The sequence below is a fragment of the Mucilaginibacter sp. P4_D1 genome (assembly GCF_056401935.1).
On record NZ_JBFUIJ010000003.1, the window covers coordinates 80,422 to 106,533 of the forward strand.

Here is a 26,112-nt window from a genome sequence, read left to right on the forward strand (position 1 = left end):
TGTCGTCTAAAATAACTCAACATTTAGTAAGTTTGCAGCTTCATCAAAAAAGCGCTTGAATTATTATATCACATATTTTATTGTTGCTATAGGGTTGTTCAGTTTTTCGGCCTTTTTTGCGTTGTTTGGTGTTTATGCCGAGCGGAAGATCTCTGCATTTATACAAGACAGGCTTGGGCCTACTGAAACCGGAAAATTCGGCTCGCTGCAAACCCTGGCCGATATTATGAAGATGATCCAAAAAGAGCTCATCATCCCGGCAGCTGCCGATAAATGGCTGTTTATGCTGGCGCCAGCTGTAATATTTATAGCGGTATACATGGGTTTTGCCGCCCTGCCCTGGGGGCCGGGACTTATTCCATCAAAAATAAATTTAGGCATCTACTATATATTCGCCATTATCTCTATCGAAACATTAGGTATCCTGATGGCCGGCTGGGGATCAAATAACAAGTATTCTATATTAGGCGCCATGCGCTCGGCCGCGCAAATTATCTCTTATGAGATTCCCGCAGGCTTTGCCATTATATCTGTTGTAATGATAGCCCAAACACTCGATCTGCAGGCTGTGTCTATGCAACAAGGGGTGTTAGCAGCCGAGAAAATAAAATTTGCCGGTTTTTGGGATGTTACTAAAATTGGTGGGCTTTTGAGCTGGAACATATTCCGTGCGCCGCATCTCATCATCGCGTTTGTAATTTATTTTATAGCCTCATTGGCCGAAAGTAACCGAGCCCCCTTTGATATCCCGGAAGCGGAATCAGAACTGGTGGCTGGTTTCCACACCGAGTTTACGGGCATCCGTTTCGCACTGGTTTTTTTGGCCGAGTATTCTATGATGTTTTTGGTGAGCATGATAGGGGTTATTCTGTTTTTGGGAGCCTGGAATACACCGTTACCAAATATGGGCCCGGTGCATTTGGCAACATGGACAACCGGTATGTGGTGGGGCATTTTATGGGTAAGCCTAAAAACGTTAGGGCTGGTAGCCATCCAAATGTGGATCAGGTGGACACTGCCCCGTTTCCGGGTAGACCAACTGATGAACCTTTGCTGGAAAGTACTCACCCCGCTGGCATTTTTATGTGTGCTGATATCGGGTGTTTGGAGAGTGTGGCTGATGTGATTTCGGAATTCGGATGTTCGATTTCGGATTTAAGAAATTGAATTTAGGATTTTAACAATTAGGATTTAGAGTTTAGAATTTAGGGTTTAGAGTTTAGAATTTCAATATTAGGATTTGTTAACTAAGTTAATCAACGGTTTTAAAACGGCATGGAAAGGTTTAAGTCTTACCGTGAAGCACTTGTTTGCCAATAATTCTGCGCGGAAGATTACAACCGTAAGTGACAGTAACTACTTTAAACAGCTGGAAAAAGGTACCAATACCATCCAGTATCCGAAGCAGCAATTACCGGTGCCCGAAATTGGGCGCTACCAACTGGATGTGGAGATGGACGATTGCATTGTTTGCGATTTATGCGCCAAGGTATGCCCGGTAGATTGTATTGATATTGAGGCCATAAAAGCTACGGAAGCCATAGGCCAAACATCAGACGGCACCACTAAACGCCTTTACGCAGCTAAGTTTGATATTGATATGGCCAAATGCATGTACTGCGGCCTGTGTACCATTGTGTGCCCAACCGAATGCATTGTGATGACCAATCAGTATGATAAAACCGTTTTTGAACTAAGTGACCTGGTTTACGAGTTCTCGGACATGTCACCCGAGGTCGCTGCCGAAAAGCGTGCTTTGTTTGATAAGCAACAGGCCGAAAAACAAGCGGCCAAACTGGCTGCCATGAAACAAAAGGAGGGCGAGGCATGAGCTTAGTCCGCGTGCTGTTTTATTTTATGAGTTTTATCGCGGTGGCTTCGGCCTTGTACGCGGCATCGACCACCAATTTGGTACGCAGCATATTTGTGTTTTTTGTTACGCTATTTGCCCTGGCCGGCCTATACGTTTTGGCCCTGGCCGATTTTGTGGCCGTTACGCAGGTGGTAATTTATGTAGGCGGCATCCTGGTGCTCATCCTGTTTGCCTTTATGCTATCGGGCAAAGAAACGCTGGATGTTTTGCAGCAGCAAAAAGGCAAGTTCTTCAGCATAGGCAAATTGCCGGCGATACTACTCGCTGCGTTGTTTTTTATCGTGATGATCAATGTGGTGTTAAAGGCTGATGCCAATAACCTAAGCTGGGTAAAAGCTTCTATCGCCAATAATAATACCATTACCCCAAACGCGGTGATGATTGATAATATAGGCGTTAATTTAATGACGCGCTACCTGCTGCCCTTTGAGGCTATATCTGTTTTATTGCTAATGACGTTAGTTGGCGCGGCACACCTGTCGCGTAAGGAGGCCGAGGCATGATTACCTTAACCGACTTTTTGATTGTGAGTGTAATGCTGTTTTGCATCGGCCTGTACATGATCGTATCCAAACGCAACGCCATCCAGATATTGATCGGCATCGAATTGATCCTGAACGCGGCCATATTAAACCTGGTAGCATTTGGTAAACACGATGCTGCCAACAACAGCGGGCAAATTTTCGCCTTGTTTGCCATTGTACTGGCCGCGGCTACAACGGCGGTAGCACTGGCTATTATTTTGAACGTGTATAGGAAATATAAAACCATTGATCCTGGTAAGATTAATAATTTGAGGGATTGATGATGAAGAGGCTGGTGATGATAATTTTGCTTTTTTTTCAATTAAGTTTCTTAGCTGGATTAGCGTCTGCCCAGAGCGTGCCTTTTGATTCTACAAAAAATGTCGATAGATTAATCAGTGCAAGCACAGCACGTAATTTTTACAAAACATTGGTAGTATTAAACGACAAACTTTATACTGCGGACATGAAAAACATCGATCCTAAAGATATTGCGTCAATTCAAGTATTTACAGCCACAGCAGCTTTAGCGTTTTATGGCAGCCGGGCAGATAATTGTGTTTTGAATATTTATACTAAACATTATAATCATGGTCTGATCAAAAAGTCAGTTCAGCAGAAATCGCCCGTCAGCGACAGCATTCTGTATGTTCTGGATGGATCGATTTCTGACAAGAACCTAAATGGCGTTCAGGTCGGGGATATACTTAGTCGGGATAGCATTGGTAAAGTTAAAGTCGCTGAAATATTTAACGCAGCACCTAAAAATCGATTAGTTGTGGTTTTAACTAAACGTGCTGCAATTGATAGCTATCAGAAAAAGTTAAGCCAGTTTTCAAAAGAATACGCTGCATTCCTTCAGGTTAATCACTTTGATGATAGCAATGTTGGATATATGAATACAACCAGTGGCGATTTTTATAAGCAATCGACAAATGAAGGTATTAATCTTCTTTATAAATTATCTGCAGATGATATTGTAAAAGTTGACTTCTCTCCGAGAACAGAAAACGCTGCCGGCTGGAAACCAGCGGTATTATTTATAACAACTAAAAAGATTGATTAATCAACTATCCTATACCGACGCCACCCTCATCGCCTGCACCCTCGCAGCTGTAGCATCGCCGCTGCTTGCTGCTTTGGTAAACTTTTGCCTGCCGGTAAAAAGTAAAGTTGCGGGTTGGGTATCTACGGTGGCTATTTTGCTGAGCTGTGTTTTGGCCGCCAAAGTATTTGCCGGGGTGTGGAATAATCCGCAGGTCCACGTAAAGCAGGTCTGGTTTACCATTGGGCATAGTAAAGTTTACGCGGGTATTCTACTTAATAATTTATCGGCTTTGATGCTATTATTGGTGTCAGTTATCGCTTTGCCGGTACACATTTACTCTACCGCTTACATGAAGCATGATGATAGGTACAGCCGTTACTTCACCTACCTCAGCTTCTTCTGTTTCAGCATGTTGGCATTGGTAGTTGTGGATAACCTGGTGCTGTTTTATGCCTTCTGGGAGTTGGTTGGTTTTTCATCCTACTTGTTAATTGGTTTCTGGTTTACAAAAGATAAAGCGGTACAGGCTAATAAAAAAGCTTTTATCATGAATAGGATAGGTGATATTGGTTTGTTAAGTGCTATTATTATCCTGTTCGCCATGTATAGCACTTTTGATATTAATGCATTGTTTGGGCATGAGGGGATGCTCAGTATTTCTGCCATAAGGGACGGGCAATGGGCTGTCCAAGCTGATTTGCTGCCCAGGTCTTACGGATCAATATGGTTCTCCGGAGGGGCTTCTGGCTCACTGCCCGCCATCTGGCAATACATTGCCGTTGCAGGTATCGTTTTAGCAGTCGCTGCTAAATCGGCACAGTTCCCGTTACATGCCTGGCTGCCGGATGCCATGGAAGGGCCGACATCCGTTTCGGCGTTAATACACGCTGCTACCATGGTTGCGGCAGGTGTTTTCCTGTTAGGCAGAGTATATCCAATGTTTACCCAAACAGAGCTTACCGTACTCGCCTGCATCGGCTGTTTTACTGCTTTTATGGCGGCTACCATCGCGCTTACGCAAAATGATTTAAAACGGGTGCTGGCATATTCTACCATATCGCAATTAGGTTTTATGGTTTTGGGTATGGGGGTAGGGGCTTACTCATCGTCGCTGTTCCATTTGGCTACCCATGCGTTTTTTAAGTGTTTACTGTTTTTGGTGGCCGGTATCGTGATCCACGAAATGCAGCATGTTAAGGATGATAATAACCTGGACATCGATCCGCAGGATATTTCGATAATGGGAGGCCTGCGTAAAAAATTGCCGCTTACCTTCATCGTTGCGCTTATTGGTGGACTGGCATTAGTCGGCTTGCCGCTTACATCTGGCTACCTGTCAAAAGACGGTATCCTGATCCAGACTTTTGAGTGGATCGATGGTAAAGCTGCGTGGTTCAAGATAATCCCAATCATGGCATTACTGACCAGCTGGCTTACGGCTTTCTATGTAGCGCGACTGATCTTCAAGGTTTTCTTTGGCCAATTCAGGCTTTCCCAAATATATCCCGGTTTAAAAATACACATGGGCGACGGCGGCTGGCAATACAAATTGCCTTTGGTTCTACTGGCCCTTTGCTGCTTCTTCCCGCTGTTTTCATTTAACCCCTTTGGGTACGAGCAGGCCTGGTTATCCAGCGGTTTAAGACTGCACGGCCTGGCTAAGTTCGAAAGTATTTATCACGTTACCATCCCGACGCTGGTAAATATTTTCAGCTTACTGGTCATTTACGCTGCTTATACCATCTATGTAAAACAAAGCAGTTTTGCATTCCCGCAAACCGGGTTCTTTTACCGCTTATCATACAACCAATGGTATTTTGATAAAATTTACAAACGTGTATTTGTAAAACCCGTATTAGGGCTGGGTAAGTTCATGTACTGGTTTGATAAAAATATTATTGATGGATTTATCCATTTACTTGCTGCTGTGAGCAGATATGTTGCCGGTTTTGCCGCCTGGGCGGATAAATATATCGTAGACGGATTTTTGCACCTGGTGGCTGCCATTGTACAAAGTATTGGCAATTTTGCACGTAAATTCCAGGGCGGTAAAGTGCAATATTATTTGTTTAGTATGCTGGCCATTGTGCTGCTGCTGTTTATTTTAAAAATACTGATATAAACCTGATGAATATATTAACCTTACTCATATTTATACCTGTACTGTTTGGCATTATCATTATGCTGCTGCCATCAAGCATGCGCAACAGTTTTAAATATATCACGCTTGGGGCTACCTTGATCCAATTGGGCATCAGCATATGGATGTACCTTAACTTTAAAACAGGCGCCGGCTTTGGCGGCATTAACCACGAAGAGCAGTTTCAGTTTGTACAAAAACTGCCTTGGATAAGCCTTAACCTGGGTAGCCTGGGCAAAATGCAAATTGATTATTTTGTGGGGATAGATGGCATATCGATAACCCTGCTGGTGATGACATCGCTGGTATTGGTGATAGCTACCTTGGCTTGCTGGGAAATCAAGAGTAACCTTAAAGGGTTTTTTCTGTTGTTTTTATTGCTGGATATGGCCGTTATCGGCGTGTTTTGCGCGCTGGATTTCTTCCTGTTTTATATGTTTTATGAGCTCATGCTACTGCCGTTGTATTTCCTGATCGGGATGTGGGGCGGTGCACGGCGCGAGTATGCTTCCATCAAATTCTTTTTGTACACCCTGTTTGGTTCGGTATTTATGTTACTGGTGATAGTAGGTTTATACCTCTCGGTTACCGATCCCGCCACCGGCAATCATACTTTTAATATGGTGCAGATGATGAACCCGGCAAACTTCAATGTCGGTTCGGTATTTTCACTGGCAGGCCACCAAACCATATTGGGCATGCCTGCGCGTACCGTAGGTTTTGTGGTATTGTTTATCGCCTTCGCTATAAAAGTGCCGGTAGTGCCCTTGCACACCTGGCTGCCCGATGCCCACGTAGAGGCACCAACGCCGGTATCTATCATCCTGGCTGGTATCCTGTTAAAAATTGGCGGCTATGGCATTATCCGCATATGTATCGGCATCTTCCCCGAAGTAGCCACAGCGCATGCCTTCTGGCTTGGCCTGTTAGGTGTTATCTCCATTTTATACGGTGCATTCAACGCGCTTGCCCAGCGAGATCTGAAACGGATGATCGCTTATTCATCGGTATCGCACATGGGTTTTGTGTTATTGGGCATCGCGTCGCAAACTGCCGAAGGCGTAAGCGGAGCCGTAATGCAAATGGTGAGCCATGGCTTTTTATCAACCATGCTATTCTTCCTGGTAGGGGTTATCTACAACCGGGTGCATGACAGGGATATTTACCATTTCCGTGGCCTGGCTACCTTGATGCCAAAATATACGGCCTTTGTTATGATCGCGTTTTTCGCTTCGTTGGGCTTGCCGGGCTTTTCGGCATTTGTGGCCGAGGCGTTTACATTAGCCGGTGTATTTAAATCGCATACAGAAAATGGTTTACTGCCTTATTGGATGGCTATTTGCGGCACCCTGGGCATACTGTTTGGCGCGGCCTACTTTTTATGGACACTGCAACGCATGTTCTTCGGTAAAGAATCATTAAAAGGTGGTGCCGTTTGGAAAACAGCGCTTACAGATTTAAACCTGCGTGAGAAACTTACCCTTGCACCACTGGCCATCATCGCCCTGGCATTGGGTATAATGCCATCATTAGTTTTTGATAAGATCAACGATTCGGTATTGGCTTTTATACAATTTTTACACACCAAATAATTGATAGTGTATCAGCATAAATTCTTTTATGGAAAAATGCATACCGCTGCATCTTTAGTTTACCCGGTAGCCTTTGCGGCTAATGGGGGAAAACTAACAGCAAGTATCCATTTAACCGAAGACGTTATGTTCAAAAAAAAACTATCAACCGCTATTTTTTTATTTATAGCTATTGCCGCCAGAGCAGATGAGGGGCAAAAAATCGCCTCGAAAGTTCAAAAAGTTACCGTGTTTTTAAGCGGGGCACAGGTAAGCCGCACCGCGCAGGTAAATATAAGCGCCGGTACATCAACCCTGGTATTCAACAACCTATCGGCAGATATGGACGTGCAGAGTTTGCAGGTAAGCGCAGGTGGTAATTTTACCATTCTTTCGGTTAAGCACGAGCTTGATTTTTTTAACGAAGAGTTGAAGCAAAAGCAAATTATCGATTTGCAGGCTCAGCAAAAACTCATCAGGGACAAAATATCCTTACAAAACGGCTTGCTCCCTATTTACCAGGAAGAGGCCGATATGCTATCAAAAAACCAGGTAGGTAGCGGCGAAAAAAATGGCCTCGATATTGTAAAACTTAAACAGGCACTTGACTTTCAAACGGCCCGCCTAACCGAGATCAAGCAAAAACAGCAAACCGTAGCCGACCAGGTGGCCTTGCTAAACCTCGAACTTCAAAAATACGATAAGCAAATAGCCGATATTGTTAAAGGCCGCCGCAGCACCACCAGTAATGTGCTGGTTACGGTATCGTCTAAAGCCGATCTGCAGTCTACATTTACCATCAACTACGTGGTGCATACCGCCAGCTGGTATCCTGTTTATGATATCAGGGCTAAAAATGTAAACAGCCCCATCAGCATAACTTATAAAGCCAATGTGTCGCAGCAAAGCGGCGAGGAATGGAAAAATATTAAAATCACCTTGTCAACAGGCAACCCAACCGTAAGCGGCAGTAAACCCGAGCTTACCCCGGACTATTTAAATTTCGGGATGTATTATTCAGGCGCTGCCAGCAGCATCACCAAAGTTACGGGCAAGGTTGTTGCTCAGGATGATGGGCAGCCCTTGCCCGGCGTATCCATTAGGATAAAAGGCACATCGATAGGTACGGTAAGCGATAAAGATGGCAATTACAATATCCAGGTACCGGCCGGCAACCCAACACTTACTTATAGTTTTCTTGGTTACGAAACCATGGAGCGGCAGGCCAATGCGGCTGTTATAAGTGTAGCGCTTAAACCATCAAGCCAGGCTTTAAATGAGGTTGTTGTTGTAGGTTATGGCAGTACATCAGAGTCGCTTGAGGGGCGGGTTTCCGGAGTGAGTATTACACCTGGAGCAGTCGATAAAATAAAGATCAGAGGGATATCCAGCCTGGGCTATTCAACTACCCCAATCGAAGTAAAGCAAATTGAAAACCAAACCAACGTAGAGTTTGCCATTGCCAATCCTTACACGGTACCAACAGATGGTAAGCAATATATGGTAGAGATTGGGCAGTTTGATTTAGAAGCCAGCTATCAGTATTACGTTGCCCCCAAAATAAGCACCGATGTGTTTTTAACCGCCCAGCTTACCAACTGGAACAAATACAATTTCCTATCCGGCGAAGCCAGTTTGTTTTTTGAAGGAACTTTTATCGGTAAATCATTAATTAACACCCAGGCCACTACAGATACGCTTAACCTTTCGTTAGGCAACGATAAAAATATTGTAGTTACCCGCACCCTGCAAAAGGAACTGGCCGAGCGGCAGATCTTCGGCTCCAACAAAAAGGAAACCCGCAACTGGCTTGTTGAAGCTAAAAACCGCAAAAGCCAGCCGGTTAACTTATTGGTAGAAGACCAGGTGCCCGTTTCGCAAAATTCCGACATACAGGTAGATGTGCAGGAAACATCGGGTGCAAAATTGGATGCGCATACGGGCAAACTTTCATGGAATTTCGTGTTAAATTCGCAGGATGATAAAAAGGTGCAGTTAAAGTACCAGGTTAAGTACCCCAAAAATCAATCAGTAATAGTTCAATAATATAAATGCACCAACTGCTCACCAACATATCCGAACAGCTAACCCAGGTAATTGCCAGCCTGCACTATTTTTTGCCCGAAGCATACCTGGGTTTACTGTTTGTGTTTGTGATGATAACCGACCTGCTTTTTGGTAAAACATCTGCTGGTTACTGCCGCATGGTAGCCATTACAGGCATGTTATTGGTAGCCTTTACCGATTTAAATCAATTTGGGCTGATATTGGATGGCCCGCACCTGCTGTTTAGCCAAATGCTGCTCCTGAGCCGCAGCGGACTATGGTTTAAACTCATCATCGATTTGCTGGCCTTTATCCTGCTGTTATATTTTACGTGGGACGAGAAGCTGAAAAGCCATCAGAAAGGATTATCTGATCTATATACCATTACCATGGCCTCTATATTCGGGCTGCATTTAATGGTGATGGCTATAAACCTGTTATCTATTTACCTGGCTATCGAGATGGTTTCCATCGCATCGTACCTAATGGTAGCTTACCGTAGCGAGAACGCTTTCAGTACCGAGGCGGGCTTAAAATATGTATTGTTTGGCGCGGCATCGTCGGCAATTATGCTTTATGGTATTTCGTTGATATATGCATTCAGCGGTTCGCTGGATATTTTGCAGCACAATACCGTTATGGAACTTTTAAAGGTCAATCAGCTTAGCTCGGCTTTTGCTATAGTGCTGGTGTTGGTGGGCATAGGGTTTAAGCTGTCATTTGTCCCCGTTCATTTCTGGGTGCCCGATGTGTACCAGGGAGCGCCAACGCCGGTTACTGCATACCTGTCTACCTTACCTAAAATTGCGGCCTTTGCTTTATTGGTTAACTTTTTACCGCCTTTTATACTGCTTGGCGCCAATACCGGGTTCAATTTGGTTATTGTGCTATCAGTAGCGGGTATTATCAGCATGATAGCGGGAAACTTTGCCGCAGTATTGCAAAGTAATGTTAAACGGATGCTGGCTTACTCCAGCATTGGCCATACTGGTTTCGCGCTGATGGCCGTGGTGGTACTTAACCAGCAAGGCATATCGGCTTTAACTTATTACCTGTTAGTTTATGCGGTGGCCAATATTGGCGCATTGGTGCTGGCAACTTATTTTACAAATGTGGCGGATGCTCAGGACCTTGACGCTTATAAAGGCCTTGGTTTAAAATACCCGGTTGCCGGGGTGTGTTTTACCATCATCCTGATATCGCTGACAGGCTTGCCGGTGAGTGCCGGCTTTACGGGTAAGGTGTTTGTGTTTTCGGCGGTATATGGGCTTTATCAGCAAAATCATAGTATCTGGCTGTTGCTGATGATGGCTACAGGGGCTTTAACAACGGTAGTAAGTTTATTTTACTATATAAAAATTCCACTTAATTTATTCCTGAAAAGACCAGAAAATCAGGATATTGAATATAAAAAATCATACAATTCGCTCATTTTGGTTGTAATTATAAGTTTTGTGCTGATTTTGTTGGGTGTTTTTCCGGATTTCGTTTTAAAATACCTGTAAACGTAATTTTTTATTACCTATTTAATATAAAATTAACACAATCTTCTTTTTATCGACAGAAAAGTATTAATTTAGGCTGTTTTTTAACAAGTCTAAAAATTAAATGAAGCGGTATATTCCTTTTCTAATTATACTTATAATTCTTACGCTTACTTTTTTGTTTCCATCTGTCGAGTTCAAAAACTCCGGCAATCCTCATTTTAATACCGGTGATATAGCCTGGATGCTGATGTCGACAGCGCTTGTTTTGATTATGACGCCGGGCCTTGCCTTCTTTTACGGCGGTATGGTAAACAAAAAAAACGTGATATCTACCATGCTGCAAAGCATCGTGTGTATGGTTATCATCACGGTACTTTGGGGTATATTTGGTTTTAGCCTGGCCTTTGGCGAAAGTTTTCATGGCGTTATTGGCAACCCCGCCACCTTTTTTATGATGAAAGGAATGCTGGGTAATGCTACCTGGAAAGCCGCGCCAACTATCCCGTTGTTGTTGTTTGCCATGTACCAGTTAAAATTCGCCATAATTACCCCGGCACTGATTACCGGTGCTTTTGCCGAGCGGATTCGTTTTAACTCCTACATTATTTTTTTGGTACTGTTCTCCATCTTCATATTCTCGCCACTGGCGCATTGCACCTGGCACCCGGATGGCATACTGGCCAAACTGGGTGTGCTTGACTTTGCCGGCGGTACGGTGGTACACATGTCGGCCGGATGGGCGGCGCTGGCTTCTGCCTTATATTTAAAACGCCGTAACGAGGCTAATCATTCGCCTGCCCGTATTACTTATGTAATGATAGGCACCGGGCTTTTATGGTTTGGCTGGTTTGGCTTTAATGCAGGTTCGGCTTTTGGCGCAAATGCTTTGGCGGTAACCGCTTTGGCCACCAGTACAACAGCTTCGGCTGCAGGTGGTATTACCTGGATATTTTTTGATATGCTGCGTGGCCGCAAACCATCGGCTATGGGTACCTGTATAGGCGCGGTAGTAGGCCTTGTGGCCATTACGCCGGCTGCAGGTTATGTAACTGTTCCGCATTCGCTGGCTATCGGTATTATATCGGCCGTAATCAGTAACCTGGTTGTGGAGTGGCGTACGCGCACTACCATTGATGATACACTTGATGTATTCCCTTGCCATGGGGTAGGTGGTATGGTGGGTATGCTGCTAACCGGTGTTTTTGCCAATCAGCACGTAAATGCTGCAAACACTACTGGTAACGGCCTTTTCTTTGGCGAAACACACCTGTTTTTGGTACAGTTATTAGCACTGGTAGGAGTATCGGTGTTCGCGTTTTTCGGGTCGTTGTTATTGCTTAAAATAACAGACATGATCTCTCCTCTCCGGGTATCTGCCGAGGATGAAGTTGTGGGGCTGGACATTAGCCAGCACGGCGAAAAACTTTAATCTTGAATTTCAAACCAAATCAATAAACCTGAAAGTCCGGCTGAGAAGCCGGATTTTTTTTTTGGTGGCGGCGAGGGAGTCAAGACACGGGTGCGATGACTGCCGCGTAGTCATAAAAATATTATATTATTAAACGTATTGACAATACACTTGTCTATAAGGTGTTGTCAATACGTGTTTTTGTCTTAACTCTTGATTCTTAGTTCTTGACTCTATTTTAAAAATATGTTTTCAGATAATCAATTAGGGATGTTTACAACTGCTCATCAAAATATATTACCATTTGATGGGGAGGTTTACCTGTACCCTAATTTTTTTGAAGAGGAGGGCACGCTCGGTATTTTTGAACAGTTAAAGCATTCTATCCTTTGGAAACAGGATAAAATGAAAATCTATGGTAAAATGGTCAACTTTCCACGGCTTACTTCCTGGTACGCCGATGGCGACCAGGAATACACCTACTCGGGCGTAGTAAATACACCTATCCCTTTTACGCCATTGTTAAGACAGATAAAAGAAGCGGCCGAACAGCAATGCGGCAAACAATTTAATTCGGCCCTGCTTAATTACTACCGTCATGGCGACGACAGCATGGGCTGGCACAGTGATGATGAAAAGGAACTGGCCGGCAACCCTGTTATAGCCTCGGCGTCGTTTGGTGCAACCCGCACTTTTCAGTTTAAACACAAGCAACAAAAGAGCGCTAAAGTTTCTATCGCCTTGAATAATGGCAGCCTGCTTATTATGCAGGGTGCAACACAACATAATTGGCTGCACCAGGTACCCAAAACGGCCAAACAGCCTGGACCTCGGATCAACATAACTTTCCGGGAAATTAAGTATGTCTGAATCAAAATTTTTCACGTTTAATTTATTTTTTAACGGTTTTCAAGAAGGCTACGCCGTTTACAGAATTATTAAATTAACAGAATGCCACGTTATTTTGAAAATTCTAAAATTCTGTAAATTTTGATTCAGACAAAAAAATCTGCACATCTGAAATATTGCAACACCCGTGATTAAATGATAACTTAGTTTATCTGAATCTACCTGCATATGAAAAAAATTACTGTGTTTGCCCCGCTTTTAGCGCTGGTTTTTAATGTGAAAGCCCAAACCGATTTGCCCGATAGCGGCACCTTCTTTTTACACAAATTCGCGCAGCATATTGGTAAGGAAACTTACCGGGTTGCTAAGTATAAAGATGATATTGAGTACGCCGTCGATTTTAAGTTTGTCGACCGTGGTTCACCGGTGCCTTTAAAGGCCAAACTAAAATTAAATCCGGTGGGCAATCCGCTTGAACTCGTTGTCAAGGGCAGTACATCCAGGTTTTCTACGATTAACGATTCTGTGGTTATTTCCGGCGACAAGGTAATTGCTAAAGTTGATGATAAAACTACTAATTACAACTTAAGCGGTCAAATCAGCTTCCCTGTAGCCGGTTACTCGCCAACATTGGTACAACAGGCAATGCTTCAGTATTGGAAAAAGAATAAGCAGCCGGTAACTATGAAAACCCTGCCTTTTGGCTCGGTACAAATAAAAAAAGACGGTACAGATCAATTAACATTTAACGGCAAGCCATTACTGCTTGACAGGTATACCGTAAGCGGCCTTGTTTGGGGCAATGAGCTGATATGGACGGATGCCGGTGGTAAGCTCATTTGCCTCATCACCAATGATGCTGAAGGCGATAAGTTGGAATCCATGCGCGAAGAATATGAAAGCCTGTTGACCGAATTAATCAGCAAAGCGGCGGTTTATGGTATGGAGGTTTTCGCTAAGGCTGCAGCGCCCACAGGTGCAGTTAGTAAGGTGATAGCCATTACAGGCGGTAACCTGGTTGATGTAGACACCGGCACAAGCATGTCCAATGCTGTAGTGTTGATAGAAGATGGCCTTATTAAAGTGATAGGTAAGGTGGGCAATGTTAAAATACCTGCCGGCGCCAAAGTAATCAATGCAAATGGTAAAACTATTTTACCCGGCTTGTGGGATATGCACGCGCATTTTGAACAGGCAGAATGGGGACCTGCCTACCTGGCAGCCGGCGTAACAACGGTTAGGGATTGTGGCAACGAATTTGAATATATTAACGCTATAAAAAGCGCCATAGATGGTGGCAGGGGCGTTGGCCCAAATATCCTGAAAGCGGGTATTATTGATGGTAAAGGGCCGATGGCGCTTGGTGTTATACAGGCAGATACCAAAGAAGAAGCCGTAAAAGCGGTTGATCGTTATAAAGAAAATGGATTTGCGCAGATAAAAATTTACAGCTCGGTAAAACCAGCTATAGTAAAAGCTATTTGCGACGAAGCCCATAAATTAGGCTTAACGGTAACCGGCCACATCCCCAACGGGATGACCCTGCAACAGGGCGTAGACTCGGGCATGAACATGGTAAACCACGAGCAATATGTTTACGCCATTTTGAAAAGAAATAAAGACAGGTCTGTCGATTTTAATGATTCGGTAAGCGTGGCGGCCATAAAATTCATTAAAGACCATCAGGTGGTGATAGACCCAACTTTGGGTGTTTTTGAACTTGCCTTTCGAAATGTAAAAGATAGTATCACGAACCTGGAGCCGGCATACAATACGTTGCCACCCCCATTGCAAACGCTATTTAAAAACATGGGGATGGAACCGGCCAATGCCATGAAATTTAAGCCCCTGATGCAAAGCATGACAACTTCTGTAAAAAAGCTATATGATGCAGGCGTTATTATTGTGGCCGGTACCGATATGGGATTCCCTGGTTTTAGCCTGGATAGGGAGCTGGAACTATACGTATCGGCGGGTTTAACACCGGCCCAGGCTATAAAAACAGCTACCATTACACCGGCCCAGGCGATGGGCATTGACAAACAAACAGGCACAATTGAAGTGGGTAAACAAGCAGATATTATACTGGTAGATGGAGATCCGTTAAAAAACATCAGCGATATCCGTAAAGTATCTACCGTAATTAAAGCAGGCAGGGTTTATGATCCTGTCGCTTTGCATCGGATGGCTGGTTTTTCGAGGTAGGGAGTGCAGATTATAAATTTCAGATGTGCAGATGTTGTCTGAACCGGAATTTGTGGAATTTAAGAATAGCTCGAATTTAGGCACATTCTGTTAATCCTTTAATTCGATGAATTCCGGTTCAGAAAGATTCAGACAAATTCTTTAAATTCACATCGTGCAACAAGAAGAACTTACAACTTTATGGCGGCCGGTTGGGCCGAGGGAATTAAAGCTGATAGAGGAATCGGGTTTTAAACGGTTCCCTAAACGATTGGCGCAACAACCGATCTTTTACCCGGTAATGAATGAAGCTTACGCCATACAAATAGCAAGGGATTGGAATGTGCCTGCATCAGGTTCGGGCTTTGTAACTAAGTTTAGTTTGCCTGCCGCGTTCCTTGTAAAATATAATGTTGAAAACGTTGGCGGCCCTATTCATAACGAACTTTGGGTGCCTGCCGAAGAGCTGGAAGAATTTAACGATCGCATTGTAGGGTTGATTGAGGTTACGCAATCATTTTACCCTGCTGAAAAAGAGTGATTCGGACAAATAATCAGACAAAAACATCTGCACATCTGTAATCTAAAACCTGCACATTAAAAAGGATGTTTAAACTACTATTTAATGACAAATGATTTTATAAAGAGTCCATTATAAATGATACCTTTGCAGCCTCATTCCGAATCATGAGCGATCAGATTAAACATGAATGCGGTGTGGCATTTATCCGCTTATTAAAGCCACTATCTTTTTATCAGAAAAAGTACGGAACTGCGCTGTACGGCCTGAACAAGCTTTACCTTTTAATGGAGAAACAACATAACCGCGGCCAGGATGGCGCAGGTGTTGCTACCATTAAATTAGATATTGCTCCGGGCAAGCGGTACATCAGTCGTCACCGGTCAATGGCCTCAAATGCCGTTGCTGATATTTTTGAATACATCCAGAAGAAATTCGCGGAGATTCAGAAAGAAACCCCCGAAAAAATGTTGGATGCCGAGTGGCTCAAAGAACATGTAAGCTTTACCGGCGAGGTTTTATTAGGGCACCTGCGTTATGGTACCCATGGTAAAAACTCGATAGAAAGCTGCCATCCGTTCCTGCGCCAAAACAACTGGCAAACCAGGAACCTGGTTATTGCAGGTAACTTTAACATGACCAATGTTGATGAGCTTTTGCAGCAACTTTACGACCTGGGCCAACACCCGAAGGAACAAGCCGATACCATTACAGTGCTCGAGAAAATGGGCCACTTTATTGATACCGAAAACCAAGGCTTGTTTGACCAGTACAAACGCGAAGGATTAGACGATAACGTGGAGATTAGCAAGCTGATAGCCAACGATATGGATGTTGCCAAAATTTTAACAAAATCGGCCAAAAACTGGGATGGTGGTTATACCATTGCCGGCATACTTGGCCATGGCGACGCCTTTGTAATGCGCGACCCGGTTGGCATACGCCCGGCGTTTTATTACTATAACGACGAGATTGTTGTAGCTGCATCAGAACGCCCTGCTATCCAAACAGCATTTAACGTGCCTATGGAAGAGATCAGGGAAATTATGCCCGGTCATGCCCTTATCGTTAAAAAGAATGGTAAAATAAGCGAGACGATGTTTAGCGAGCCCAAGGAGAAGAAAGCCTGCTCTTTCGAGCGGATCTACTTTTCACGCGGCAGCGATGCATCTATCTACCGTGAGCGTAAACAATTAGGCCGGTTATTATGCCCGCAAATATTGGATGCCGTTAATCACGATATTAAAAATACCGTATTCTCATACATCCCTAATACTGCCGAGGTTGCTTTTTATGGCATGGTAGAGGGGGTACACAAATACGTAAAAAAATACCAGCGCGACAGGTTGCTGAACCGTGAGGATAAAGTGAGCGACGAAGAGCTTACCGAATTACTTGCACTGGCACCACGCGTTGAAAAAATAGCTATTAAGGATGTTAAACTGCGAACCTTCATCACCCAGGATGCTGACCGTAGCGAAATGGTTGCCCACGTTTACGATACCACCTACGGTTTAATAAAACGTGATACCGATACCCTGGTAGTATTAGACGATTCGATCGTTCGTGGTACCACGCTTAAACAAAGTATCCTGAAGATACTGGACAGGCTTGGCCCTACCAAGGTTGTAGTTGTATCATCGGCGCCGCAAATCCGTTACCCTGACTGCTATGGTATAGATATGTCGCGTATGGGTGAGTTTGTTGCTTTTGAGGCTGCCATTAGCCTGTTAAAGGAAATGGACAGGGAAGATGTGATTTTAGATGTTTACCAGAAATGTAAAGACAGCATTAAGCTGCCTAAAGAGAAGGTACAAAACCATGTAAAAGCCATATACGAGTTATTTACCGATCAGCAGGTATCTGACCGTATAGCGCAGATCATCACTCCTAAAGAGATCAAATGCGAGGTGAAAGTTATCTATCAAACTTTAGATAACCTGCATATTGCCTGCCCGGATCATACCGGCGACTGGTACTTCAGCGGCGATTACCCAACCCCAGGCGGTAACAAAGTTGTTAACCGCGCCTTTGTTAACTGGATGGAAGGTAAAAACCAAAGGGCTTATATGTAAGCCCCCCCGCCCCATGAAGGGGGAGTGAAATTATATAGAGGCGATGAGTTTATACTTGTCGCCTTTTTTGTGCTTTTTTGAGTGTTTTCATAAAAATTAAAACGAGGTTATTCTGAATTGTCGGATTTCGGGATGAATTCTGAAGGAGGAGTGACAAAATTAAGCTATGTCATTGCGGGTAAACATCAGGCTAACCTGAAAAAACAGTAATGACATAATTGTAAATTGGGTTTAATGTAGAGAAGCAATATTTTGCGTCTCCGCCAGGCAGGCGGAGACGCAAGGTTTGATTTGCATGCGGGAGACACAAAATATTACGTCTCTACGTAAAAAATCAACGTTGATAGTCAACGCATTACAATCATGTCATTATAAGGCACGAAGCAATCGCGAGAACGCTTAACCAATCAAAAAGCTCCCCCTTCAGGGGGCTGGGGGGCCTCATGACCCTGCCGGTGCCGCGAAGATGAAGTGCGTAACCAGTTTGTCGATCAGTACCAATGAGGCGATTATTAACGCTATACCTGCCACTTCGTTAAGGCGGTGAATGAGTTTAACCGAAATTTTGTCGCGCAGCTTATCGGCATAAAAAGCTTTAATGGTATCCATACCAAACTGTACAACAAGGATAGTTAAAAACATAACAGCTATATGGAATGACCGATGGGGCGTGCCCACCAGGAAAGTGGTACTGGCCGCGCCGATAACAACCGTCCAGTGGAATAACAGCGTGGGGTTGAAGATGCACATCAGAAAGCCTTTGAAAAAGTAGCCTGCCTTGTTGATATTTGTTGCCTTGTTATCGTAGTTTACCTCGGCTTTTTTGAACATATAGTACAGCCCAAGGGTAAACAATATTACAGCGCCAACAACGCCTGCAATCAGTTTAGCATGATCAGATACATCTATATATTGCGAACCGAAGAGTAATGCACCAACAAATACTACATCGCTGGTTACAACACCGAGGGCAAGGGCTACACCTGCATGGAAACCTTTTTCGATGCTGGTTTTAATGAGCGCAAAAAAGACCGGGCCAGTAATAACAGTCAACACTAATCCAAACCCAATTCCCGAAATAATGGCTTTTATCATTAAGTTAGGCTTTGTTCATTTTTGAACAATGCGAATATGCAATTTTATCTCATAAACAACGAAACTTAAAATTGTGATTTATTTTAATTTAAAATAGTATGACCAGTTTTACAAAAAATCAATTATGTTTAACGATTCAAAATCTATTCTGTATAACCTAATTTTAAAATGGAACAAAACAATGCTAAAAGTTACAGTTCGGCACTTTACACGCTAATAACTGTATTTTTCTTTTGGGGCTTTTTAGCCGCCTCCAACGGTGTATTCATACCTTTTTGTAAAGAACACTTTCATCTAACCCAGTTTGAATCACAGTTGATTGATTTTACATTTTATGGCGGTTATTTTATAGGTTCATTAATACTTTATTTTGCTTCATCTATCAGCAAGGTTGATATTATGAATAAAATGGGTTATAAAAATGGTATTATTTTAGGATTGATTGTATCGGCGGTTGGCGCTTTGGGAATGGTCCCTGCAATAGCATCAGGTTCATTCGGTTTAATATTAGCGGTGTTCTTTATTATAGCTGTTGGCTTTTCATTACAACAAACTGCTGCAAACCCTTTCGTTGTTGCCCTTGGGCCACCGGAAACTGGCTCAAACCGATTAAATTTTGCGGGCAGTATTAATAATATTGGTGGTTTATTAGGCCCGGTGGTTGTTGGTATTATTTTATTTGGATCGGCAGCGGCTAAAATTGATGCAAAAGATGTTCAAATCTCCTCCGTAAATAACCTTTACTACATGCTTGCCGGTTTATTTATTGCCGTAGCTATCTTCTTTTGGTTTTCGAATTTACCAAAGGTTACCAGCGATGAAAAAATTGAACCAAGCCCTAAGGCCAATACTCCGCTTTTAATTATGTTTTTGGCGTTCTGTTTAATATTGGCAGCCGATCCGTTGAGCGCCTATCTTAATAAGTTGCTGTCTTCAGATCACATAAAAAGCCAGTATTTTGTATACGCATCATTAGCTATTATTGTATTAACGCTGGTGGGAACTATTTTTGCCGCTAAAAAAAGCAAAGAAGGTTGGGGCGCGATGCAGTACCCGCAACTAATTCTGGGTATGCTGGCTATATTTACTTATGTAGGTACCGAGGTTACTATTCAAAGCAATATGGGATCGTTATTAAAAACGCCTGAGTTCGGTTCGTTCAAAGAATCGGATATAGCGCCTTATATTTCATTGTATTGGGGTAGTTTGATGATCGGTCGTTTTGCCGGTGCTATAGGCGCGTTTAACTTATCCAAAACGGTTAAATATGTGTTAACCATTCTGATACCTTTTATAGCGTTTGGTATAGTATTATTAGTTAACGCTGCCACCGGCGTAAACGTAAGTAACCTTTATGGTTATGCAGCATGTGTAGCAATTCTTATTGTTGCGTTCTTTATTGGTCAACAAAAACCTACACGTACACTATCTGTATTGGGCTTATTAGGCGTAGCATTTATGTTGGTTGGGTTATTTACCACAGGTAAAGTTGCAACGTTTTCTTTCATTAGTGGTGGACTGTGCTGCTCCATTATGTGGCCTTCCATATTCTCTTTGGCTATTACGGGTTTGGGAAAATACACAAGCCAGGGCTCCGCGTTCCTGATCATGATGATTTTGGGGGGCTCTATCATCCCTCCGCTCCAGGGCAAAGTTGCTGATGGTGCAGGTAACGTTGTACCAGGTATGAGCGGTATACACTTTTCATATATTGTGCCTGTAATAGGCTTCGCGTACCTTGCGTATTTCGCCTGGAAAGTAAGCCGCGAATTGCGTAGCCAGGGTATCGACCTTGACCATGTTGAAGTTGCTGCAGGCCACTAATTTTTAATGCCGTTATAAGCCATTGGGTCATTAAGTCATTTTCACTGATTTAATGACCCAATGGCATTAATGACCCAATGATTTAATTTATGAAACCAAGTTTCGATTCGATATTCATGAACCTGGCAACCGACCTGGCTAAACGTTCACACTGCGTTAAAGCCCACGTAGGTGCTGTTTTAACACGGGACACGCGTATTATATCCATCGGCTACAACGGCCCGCCTGCGGGTACGCATAACTGCGACGAGGAGTGGCCGGCCCAGGGCTGCGCACGCGATTCAAAAGGAAGCTGCTCATTAGCGTTGCATGCCGAAGAAAACGCGATTTTATACGCCGTAAAAAGCGGCGCAAAGCTGGAGGGAGCAACCTTATATACCACGCTTTCGCCTTGTATTGCCTGTGCGCGTCTTATCTATTCGGCCGGCATTACCAAAGTTTATTTTGATAAATCATACGCCGAATATAAAGGCATCGGCAGCGACGAAGGCGTTGATTTTTTGAATCGTTTTGGTGTACCAACCGTACGATTTATAGAAGATTAGATTGCCCGGCCACTTTTTTAGGCCGGGGTTAACGACAATATTTGCGATAAATAGTAACCTGGCTTTAATCGGCCAGGAAAGGTTCAATATGGCTAAGCGCGAATAGTAGTTGTTCGTCTGGGCTCAGGTCGGTATTATCCAAAATAATAGCGTCTTCAGCACGCGTCAACGGACTCTCCTTGCGGGTGGTATCCTGGTAATCGCGGTGGGCCAGGTTATCAAAAATTTCTTCTAAAGTTATTTCGGGGTTTGTAGGCAACATCTCTTTATACCTGCGCTCGGCACGGATTTTTGGGTCGGCAGTCATAAACAGCTTTACCTGCGCATTCGGGAATACAACGGTGCCAATATCGCGGCCATCCATAATAATGTTTTTTGATTTGCCCATGCGCTGCTGCTGTTTTACCATGGCAACACGCACTGCATGTATTGCTGCAATGGTACTTACTTTTTCGGCCACATGCATCTGGCGTATCTCGTCAGATACTTCTTCATCATTCAGGGTAATGTGTGTTTGGTAATCCCTGGAGTGAAAGTTAAGATGGATGTTGTTCAGCGCATCGGAAATCTGTTCCTGGTTAGCCAAATCGATGTTATTACGCAGAAAGTACAACGCCACGGCCCGGTACATTGCGCCGCTATCTACATAAATAAAATGAAGTTTTTTTGCTAAAGCCTTTGCTAAAGTACTTTTACCACATGATGAATAACCATCAATTGCTACTACGATATTGTTGTTCATAAGAGCTGCTAAAATAATGATTTTTGTTGATTGTTGTGTAGTTGGATGCCTTGATTTAGTTATAGAAGGCTTTAATTTAACCAGTCGCCCGCTTAAAAATCCTCAAAAGCCGGTAAGGTAGATGGAATCCAGTTTCAAACAATTACATTGGGTTATAGGAGCACGTAGCCCTTACAGAGGTAGTACCAGGAAAAGAAAACAATAACGATGTTTTTTTCCTTCGCATTATAAGCAAAGATGGATGCCATGGTTTCGAAGTTTTTTCTTCGAAAGTACTTTTTACGCAGAAAATACCATTCTGTAACCCCAAACCCCTTGTTAAGCCAGTGTTAATTCTGACATTGAAAAAGCAATTCAAAAGCTATTTTACAGTGGTCTGACTATTGTACCCTATTGGTCAAAAAATAAATTATTGTCAATCAAACGGTTAAATACACATGACTTTGGGATGAAAAATGATATGTGTTTTGGTGCTTTAATTTGCCTTGTGTTTAAAACAAAACAAAATCAAAACACAACAATTGTTATGAAAAATTCATTCAAAATTTCAGCTTTAATTTTAGCTTTTGCCGGTTTAGGTCTTGGCGCATCAGCTCAAACAACAACTACTACCACAACAACTTCTACTACAACAACCACCCCGGGTGGCATTCGTTACAGCATTGGCGTTGATGCGGGTATTCCTGTAGGCAACTTTAAAGATAATTACAAATGGAACTTAGGCGGATCGTTACAGGCAGATATTCCGGTTTACAAACAACAGTTATTTGTAACTATTAACGCAGGATACAACAATGTTTTTGGCAAAAAGAATATTGGTGGTGTTGCCAATGCCGATGTTACCGATTTTAAATTATTGCCAGTTAAGGCCGGTTTAAAATTCTTCCCTATCGAAAACTTTTATGTACAGGGCGAAGCAGGTGCCGCATTTTTGTTAAACAAATCTGATTTGGGTGCCAACAAATCAACCGCGTTTGTTTACGCTCCGCAAATTGGTGTTCAGTTCCCGGTAAGCAAAAGCAGCTTTATTGATGCCGGTGTACGTTACGAAGCAACTACCAAATTTGCGACCGGTGTTGATGCAAGCAAAGTAAATTTTATAGGTGTACGTGTAGCCTACGGTTTTTAATATCGATCCTTTTTTTACCTGAAAAAACGAAAGAGGCGGCCAGTTATGGTTGCCTCTTTTTGCTTTTTGTGGATATTTTTTTAACCAATGAGACAACTATAATTCAATAAAATCGTACAAATAGCTACATTGTTTGTAATTTAACGCCTTTAATACATTTTACCACTGTAGTAACCGATATGAAAAAAATCCTCATCATTGATGATGAAGTTAATGTAGCCTTACTGCTATCTAAATTTTTAATTCGCAACGGCTTTGATGTAAGCACCGCATCAAGCGGTACCGGCGGGATGGAAGCACTTAAAGTTGGCGATTATAACCTGGTACTGTGCGATTTCAGGCTGGAGGATACCGATGGGCGCGAAATGCTTCGGAATATTAAGACGCAGTATCCAAAAACCGGGGTAATTATTATAACCGGCTACTCGGATATAAAAATGGCTGTTGAACTTATTAAAATGGGCGCTTATGATTACATCACCAAGCCATTATACCCCGACGAAATTTTAAATACGATCAATAAAGCTTTTGAAACCCACTACGCATTAGTTGAAGAATCGGAAAGTGCCGCAACGGTAGTTGCCGATAAGTCGAAAAGCAAAGAAACTAAAAAGCAAGTATTTGCCGGTGAATTTGTGGCCGGCACCAGCAAAGCATCTAAAGAATTACTGAGGCAGATTGAGCTGGTAGCCCCAACAAACTATAGCGTAATTATTTTAGGCGAGAGCGGTACAGGTAAAGAATCGGTTGCTAAAAGCATCCATCTGAACAGTCCGCGCCATAACCAGCCTTTTATTGCCATGGATTGCGGTTCGTTAACAAAAGAACTGGCCGCCAGTGAGTTTTTTGGACACGAGAAAGGTTCTTTTACAGGTGCTTTATACACCAAGATAGGCCACTTTGAAATGGCCAACGGCGGTACTTTGTTTTTGGATGAGGTTGGTAACCTATCATACGAAATACAGGCCGCCCTGCTGCGCACCGTTCAGGAGCGCAAGGTTAAAAGGATTGGCAGTACCAAAGAAATTGACCTTGATGTACGTATTATTATAGCCACCAATGAGAGCCTGCAGGAGGGTATTAGCAAAGGCAAATTCAGGGAAGACCTGTACCACCGCTTTAATGAGTTTACCATTTATATGCCGCCACTACGCGAGCGGGGTGGTGATATTATGCTGCTGGCCGAACATTTTTTAAGAATAGCCAACAACGAACTGGGCCGTAATGTAGATGCGTTTGCGCCCGAGGTTATTGATTGTTTTATGAATTACCGCTGGCCGGGCAATATCCGAGAGCTTAAAAACGTAATCAGGCGGGCGGCATTGCTGGCCGAAGATAACGAGATTACCATGAAAGCCCTGCCGCTGGAGATATCGAACTTCAAAACCCCATCCTTTGACCAATCTGCTTATGCGCCGTTGTCATCGTTTGAGCTGCCCGATGTTAAAGAAAACCGGCACGATTTAAAAAATGCCGCACTTGAAGCTGAGTATGAAACAATTATTCGCGTTTTAAGGGAAGTGAATTTTAACAAAACCAGGGCAGCCGAGATTTTGAAGATTGACAGGAAAACCTTGTATAATAAAATGAAAGCCATCAACCTGAAGTAATACGATGGATTTGCAGGAACAGGAAAAGGACGGCGAAGATGACCAACTGCGCAAATTGAAGCATGATATAAGAAACCAGCTTTCAAACGTGCACCTGGCATTAGAACAATTAAAGTACGAATTGCCGGATATAAACGACGAGGGATTATTTTTTATAGAAATGATTGACACAAGCGCGAAAAAAATAAACGAGCTGTTAAACGATGCAGAATAAGGAAATTGTGGCCAAAATACTTTTTAAAAACGCTGAAACTTTTTAGCGTTTTTTTTGTCTCAATTTTAAGGATAGGATCAAGAACCATGAGTCAGGAATCAAGGCAACAGTTTACGATTTTCTTTCTTGATTTTTGGATCTGATATCTTGATTCTTATCACCCATGTCAATTTTTAACTACAAACAACGCAATAACATTATCCTGGCCAGTATTATAGTGCTGGGGTGTTTCTTGCTTTACGCGCTCAGCGGCTTATTCAGCAGTATACTTGGCGCTATTGTATTGTATGTTATTTTCAGGCCGTTGTATGTTAACCTGGCCGAGAAGCGCGAATGGCCAAAGTCGCTGGTGGCACTTATCATTATTTTTACATCGCTAATTATCATTGTTATACCTTTCCTCATCCTGAGTATTATGGTGGTGGGGAAAATATCGAGCATTAACATTAAAGACCTGCCCATTGATCAGTGGACTACAAAAATTGATGCTTTTGCTGCTGCTAACCTTAATCAGCCCCATTTTGCCGAAGATACGCTCCAAAAATTAGGCTCATTTGGCACCAGCCTATTCCCATCTATATTAAGCAGTGCGGCAAGCATTATTCTTACCTTGCTGGTTTTGTATTTTATTTTGTATTTTATGCTTACGCAAATGCGCGAGTTTGAAGCGGGTTTGTTAAAATACGCACCGTTCAGAGAGCAACATGCATTAAAATTTGCAGCTGCCCTACGCGATTCTACCTATTCTAACGTTTTAGGACAAGGAATCATAGCTGTTACCCAGGGTGCCTTGCTGGCCAACGGATTTTTAATATTCGGCATTCCCGATCCGGTTTTTTGGGGGGTTATAGCCATATTTATTTCGTTTTTGCCGGTAGTAGGGGCGCCTACATTGTGCATACCTGCAAGTATTTTGTTGTTTGCGCAGGGGCATAACTGGCAAGGTGTTGCATTACTGGCGTATGGCTTGTTATTTATAGGCAATGTTGACAATTTTTTAAGGATGATTATCAATAAGCGGGTGGCCAATACGCACCCAATTATATCCATCATCGGCGTGTTTATTGGGCTGCCTCTTTTTGGGATTTTGGGCCTGGTTTTTGGTCCGGTTTTGCTATCTTACTTTTTGTTACTGTTGGAAATATATGAAACCAACCGCATGGCTGCCGACAGGCTCGAGCGGATTAACACAGCAACAGAAAACTGACAGGCATTGAACAGTTTTGTA

The 26,112-nt window shown here is 43.1% G+C and carries 22 protein-coding genes; 20 read left to right on the forward strand and 2 right to left on the reverse strand.

Annotation, left to right across the window (positions count from 1 at the left end):
* Window positions 1–55: 55 nt before the first annotated feature.
* The 14 genes from AC1DV1_RS04165 (at window position 56) to AC1DV1_RS04230 (ending at window position 17,725) form a co-directional block, all read left to right on the forward strand.
* A complete protein-coding gene (locus AC1DV1_RS04165) occupies window positions 56–1,126 on the forward strand; it encodes a complex I subunit 1/NuoH family protein (protein WP_477355698.1) in 1,071 nt (356 codons plus the stop codon).
* Window positions 1,127–1,240: 114 nt separating this feature from the next.
* Entirely contained in the window at window positions 1,241–1,831 is a 591-nt protein-coding gene (locus tag AC1DV1_RS04170; RefSeq protein WP_477355701.1) for a 4Fe-4S binding protein, read from the forward strand.
* Complete coding sequence (locus tag AC1DV1_RS04175; RefSeq protein ID WP_477355704.1) at window positions 1,828–2,376, forward strand: NADH-quinone oxidoreductase subunit J family protein; 549 nt, start codon at window positions 1,828–1,830, stop codon at window positions 2,374–2,376. Before AC1DV1_RS04170 ends, AC1DV1_RS04175 begins: the two co-directional genes overlap by 4 nt.
* On the forward strand, window positions 2,373–2,678 hold the full coding sequence (gene nuoK, locus AC1DV1_RS04180; protein WP_477355707.1) for an NADH-quinone oxidoreductase subunit NuoK: 306 nt from the start codon (window positions 2,373–2,375) through the stop codon (window positions 2,676–2,678). The genes AC1DV1_RS04175 and nuoK overlap by 4 nt, the downstream gene beginning before the upstream one ends.
* The gene (locus tag AC1DV1_RS04185; protein ID WP_477355710.1) at window positions 2,678–3,463 is read left to right on the forward strand and encodes a hypothetical protein; all 786 of its coding nucleotides are present in this window, start codon (window positions 2,678–2,680) and stop codon (window positions 3,461–3,463) included. Before nuoK ends, AC1DV1_RS04185 begins: the two co-directional genes overlap by 1 nt.
* Entirely contained in the window at window positions 3,456–5,567 is a 2,112-nt protein-coding gene (locus AC1DV1_RS04190) for an NADH-quinone oxidoreductase subunit 5 family protein (protein WP_477355713.1), read from the forward strand. Before AC1DV1_RS04185 ends, AC1DV1_RS04190 begins: the two co-directional genes overlap by 8 nt.
* Before the next feature lie 5 nt (window positions 5,568–5,572).
* Window positions 5,573–7,177 carry a complex I subunit 4 family protein gene (locus tag AC1DV1_RS04195; RefSeq protein WP_477355716.1) on the forward strand — a complete coding sequence of 535 codons (1,605 nt, stop codon included), beginning with the start codon at window positions 5,573–5,575 and terminating at the stop codon, window positions 7,175–7,177.
* Window positions 7,178–7,183: 6 nt separating this feature from the next.
* Complete coding sequence (locus tag AC1DV1_RS04200) at window positions 7,184–9,202, forward strand: DUF4139 domain-containing protein (RefSeq protein WP_477355719.1); 2,019 nt, start codon at window positions 7,184–7,186, stop codon at window positions 9,200–9,202.
* A 5-nt stretch (window positions 9,203–9,207) separates the two neighbouring features.
* On the forward strand, window positions 9,208–10,707 hold the full coding sequence (locus AC1DV1_RS04205) for an NADH-quinone oxidoreductase subunit N (RefSeq protein WP_477355722.1): 1,500 nt from the start codon (window positions 9,208–9,210) through the stop codon (window positions 10,705–10,707).
* A 103-nt stretch (window positions 10,708–10,810) separates the two neighbouring features.
* Window positions 10,811–12,118: an ammonium transporter gene (locus AC1DV1_RS04210; RefSeq protein ID WP_477355725.1), complete on the forward strand. Its 1,308-nt coding sequence runs from the start codon at window positions 10,811–10,813 to the stop codon at window positions 12,116–12,118.
* A gap of 225 nt (window positions 12,119–12,343) precedes the next feature.
* The gene (locus tag AC1DV1_RS04215) at window positions 12,344–12,967 is read left to right on the forward strand and encodes an alpha-ketoglutarate-dependent dioxygenase AlkB family protein (protein WP_477355728.1); all 624 of its coding nucleotides are present in this window, start codon (window positions 12,344–12,346) and stop codon (window positions 12,965–12,967) included.
* Between the two features lie 207 nt (window positions 12,968–13,174).
* Window positions 13,175–15,151, forward strand: coding sequence for an amidohydrolase family protein (locus tag AC1DV1_RS04220; RefSeq protein ID WP_477355731.1), 1,977 nt, complete (start codon window positions 13,175–13,177; stop codon window positions 15,149–15,151).
* A gap of 154 nt (window positions 15,152–15,305) precedes the next feature.
* Window positions 15,306–15,671: a hypothetical protein gene (locus tag AC1DV1_RS04225; RefSeq protein ID WP_477355733.1), complete on the forward strand. Its 366-nt coding sequence runs from the start codon at window positions 15,306–15,308 to the stop codon at window positions 15,669–15,671.
* Between the two features lie 146 nt (window positions 15,672–15,817).
* A complete protein-coding gene (locus AC1DV1_RS04230; protein ID WP_477355736.1) occupies window positions 15,818–17,725 on the forward strand; it encodes an amidophosphoribosyltransferase in 1,908 nt (635 codons plus the stop codon).
* A 441-nt stretch (window positions 17,726–18,166) separates the two neighbouring features.
* Here the strand turns inward: AC1DV1_RS04230 and AC1DV1_RS04235 are convergent, their stop codons facing one another.
* On the reverse strand, window positions 18,167–18,820 hold the full coding sequence (locus AC1DV1_RS04235; protein ID WP_477355739.1) for a LysE family translocator: 654 nt from the start codon (window positions 18,818–18,820) through the stop codon (window positions 18,167–18,169).
* 168 nt (window positions 18,821–18,988) lie between these two features.
* On the opposite strand from AC1DV1_RS04235, the gene AC1DV1_RS04240 reads away from it, so the two are divergent.
* Both AC1DV1_RS04240 and AC1DV1_RS04245 read left to right on the forward strand, forming a co-directional pair.
* On the forward strand, window positions 18,989–20,644 hold the full coding sequence (locus tag AC1DV1_RS04240) for an MFS transporter (RefSeq protein WP_477355742.1): 1,656 nt from the start codon (window positions 18,989–18,991) through the stop codon (window positions 20,642–20,644).
* A gap of 89 nt (window positions 20,645–20,733) precedes the next feature.
* Window positions 20,734–21,189, forward strand: a complete 456-nt coding sequence (locus tag AC1DV1_RS04245) for a deoxycytidylate deaminase (RefSeq protein ID WP_477355745.1) — start codon at window positions 20,734–20,736, stop codon at window positions 21,187–21,189.
* A 64-nt stretch (window positions 21,190–21,253) separates the two neighbouring features.
* Here the strand turns inward: AC1DV1_RS04245 and cmk are convergent, their stop codons facing one another.
* Complete coding sequence (gene cmk, locus AC1DV1_RS04250) at window positions 21,254–21,931, reverse strand: (d)CMP kinase (protein ID WP_477355748.1); 678 nt, start codon at window positions 21,929–21,931, stop codon at window positions 21,254–21,256.
* Window positions 21,932–22,457: 526 nt separating this feature from the next.
* On the opposite strand from cmk, the gene AC1DV1_RS04255 reads away from it, so the two are divergent.
* From AC1DV1_RS04255 to AC1DV1_RS04270, 4 genes are all read left to right on the forward strand, one after another.
* Window positions 22,458–23,060, forward strand: coding sequence for a hypothetical protein (locus AC1DV1_RS04255; protein ID WP_477355751.1), 603 nt, complete (start codon window positions 22,458–22,460; stop codon window positions 23,058–23,060).
* Between the two features lie 179 nt (window positions 23,061–23,239).
* Window positions 23,240–24,670 (forward strand): sigma-54-dependent transcriptional regulator, encoded by a 1,431-nt coding sequence (locus AC1DV1_RS04260; protein ID WP_477355754.1) that lies wholly within the window; start codon window positions 23,240–23,242, stop codon window positions 24,668–24,670.
* A 4-nt stretch (window positions 24,671–24,674) separates the two neighbouring features.
* Complete coding sequence (locus AC1DV1_RS04265; RefSeq protein WP_477355757.1) at window positions 24,675–24,884, forward strand: hypothetical protein; 210 nt, start codon at window positions 24,675–24,677, stop codon at window positions 24,882–24,884.
* Window positions 24,885–25,047: 163 nt separating this feature from the next.
* Window positions 25,048–26,091, forward strand: coding sequence for an AI-2E family transporter (locus AC1DV1_RS04270; protein WP_477355760.1), 1,044 nt, complete (start codon window positions 25,048–25,050; stop codon window positions 26,089–26,091).
* Window positions 26,092–26,112 lie beyond the last annotated feature (21 nt).

What these genes read in the sequence shown, in the direction of transcription:
- AC1DV1_RS04175 (WP_477355704.1), top strand. Translation starts at nt 1,828, where the DNA reads ATGAGCTTAGTCCGCGTGCTGTTTTATTTTATGAGTTTTATCGCGGTG.
- nuoK (WP_477355707.1), top strand. Translation starts at nt 2,373, where the DNA reads ATGATTACCTTAACCGACTTTTTGATTGTGAGTGTAATGCTGTTTTGC.
- AC1DV1_RS04185 (WP_477355710.1), top strand. Translation starts at nt 2,678, where the DNA reads ATGATGAAGAGGCTGGTGATGATAATTTTGCTTTTTTTTCAATTAAGT.
- AC1DV1_RS04195 (WP_477355716.1), top strand. Translation starts at nt 5,573, where the DNA reads ATGAATATATTAACCTTACTCATATTTATACCTGTACTGTTTGGCATT.
- AC1DV1_RS04205 (WP_477355722.1), top strand. Translation starts at nt 9,208, where the DNA reads ATGCACCAACTGCTCACCAACATATCCGAACAGCTAACCCAGGTAATT.
- AC1DV1_RS04210 (WP_477355725.1), top strand. Translation starts at nt 10,811, where the DNA reads ATGAAGCGGTATATTCCTTTTCTAATTATACTTATAATTCTTACGCTT.
- AC1DV1_RS04215 (WP_477355728.1), top strand. Translation starts at nt 12,344, where the DNA reads ATGTTTTCAGATAATCAATTAGGGATGTTTACAACTGCTCATCAAAAT.
- AC1DV1_RS04220 (WP_477355731.1), top strand. Translation starts at nt 13,175, where the DNA reads ATGAAAAAAATTACTGTGTTTGCCCCGCTTTTAGCGCTGGTTTTTAAT.
- AC1DV1_RS04230 (WP_477355736.1), top strand. Translation starts at nt 15,818, where the DNA reads ATGAGCGATCAGATTAAACATGAATGCGGTGTGGCATTTATCCGCTTA.
- AC1DV1_RS04235 (WP_477355739.1), bottom strand. Translation starts at nt 18,820, where the DNA reads ATGATAAAAGCCATTATTTCGGGAATTGGGTTTGGATTAGTGTTGACT.
- AC1DV1_RS04240 (WP_477355742.1), top strand. Translation starts at nt 18,989, where the DNA reads ATGGAACAAAACAATGCTAAAAGTTACAGTTCGGCACTTTACACGCTA.
- AC1DV1_RS04245 (WP_477355745.1), top strand. Translation starts at nt 20,734, where the DNA reads ATGAAACCAAGTTTCGATTCGATATTCATGAACCTGGCAACCGACCTG.
- cmk (WP_477355748.1), bottom strand. Translation starts at nt 21,931, where the DNA reads ATGAACAACAATATCGTAGTAGCAATTGATGGTTATTCATCATGTGGT.
- AC1DV1_RS04255 (WP_477355751.1), top strand. Translation starts at nt 22,458, where the DNA reads ATGAAAAATTCATTCAAAATTTCAGCTTTAATTTTAGCTTTTGCCGGT.
- AC1DV1_RS04260 (WP_477355754.1), top strand. Translation starts at nt 23,240, where the DNA reads ATGAAAAAAATCCTCATCATTGATGATGAAGTTAATGTAGCCTTACTG.
- AC1DV1_RS04265 (WP_477355757.1), top strand. Translation starts at nt 24,675, where the DNA reads ATGGATTTGCAGGAACAGGAAAAGGACGGCGAAGATGACCAACTGCGC.
- AC1DV1_RS04270 (WP_477355760.1), top strand. Translation starts at nt 25,048, where the DNA reads ATGTCAATTTTTAACTACAAACAACGCAATAACATTATCCTGGCCAGT.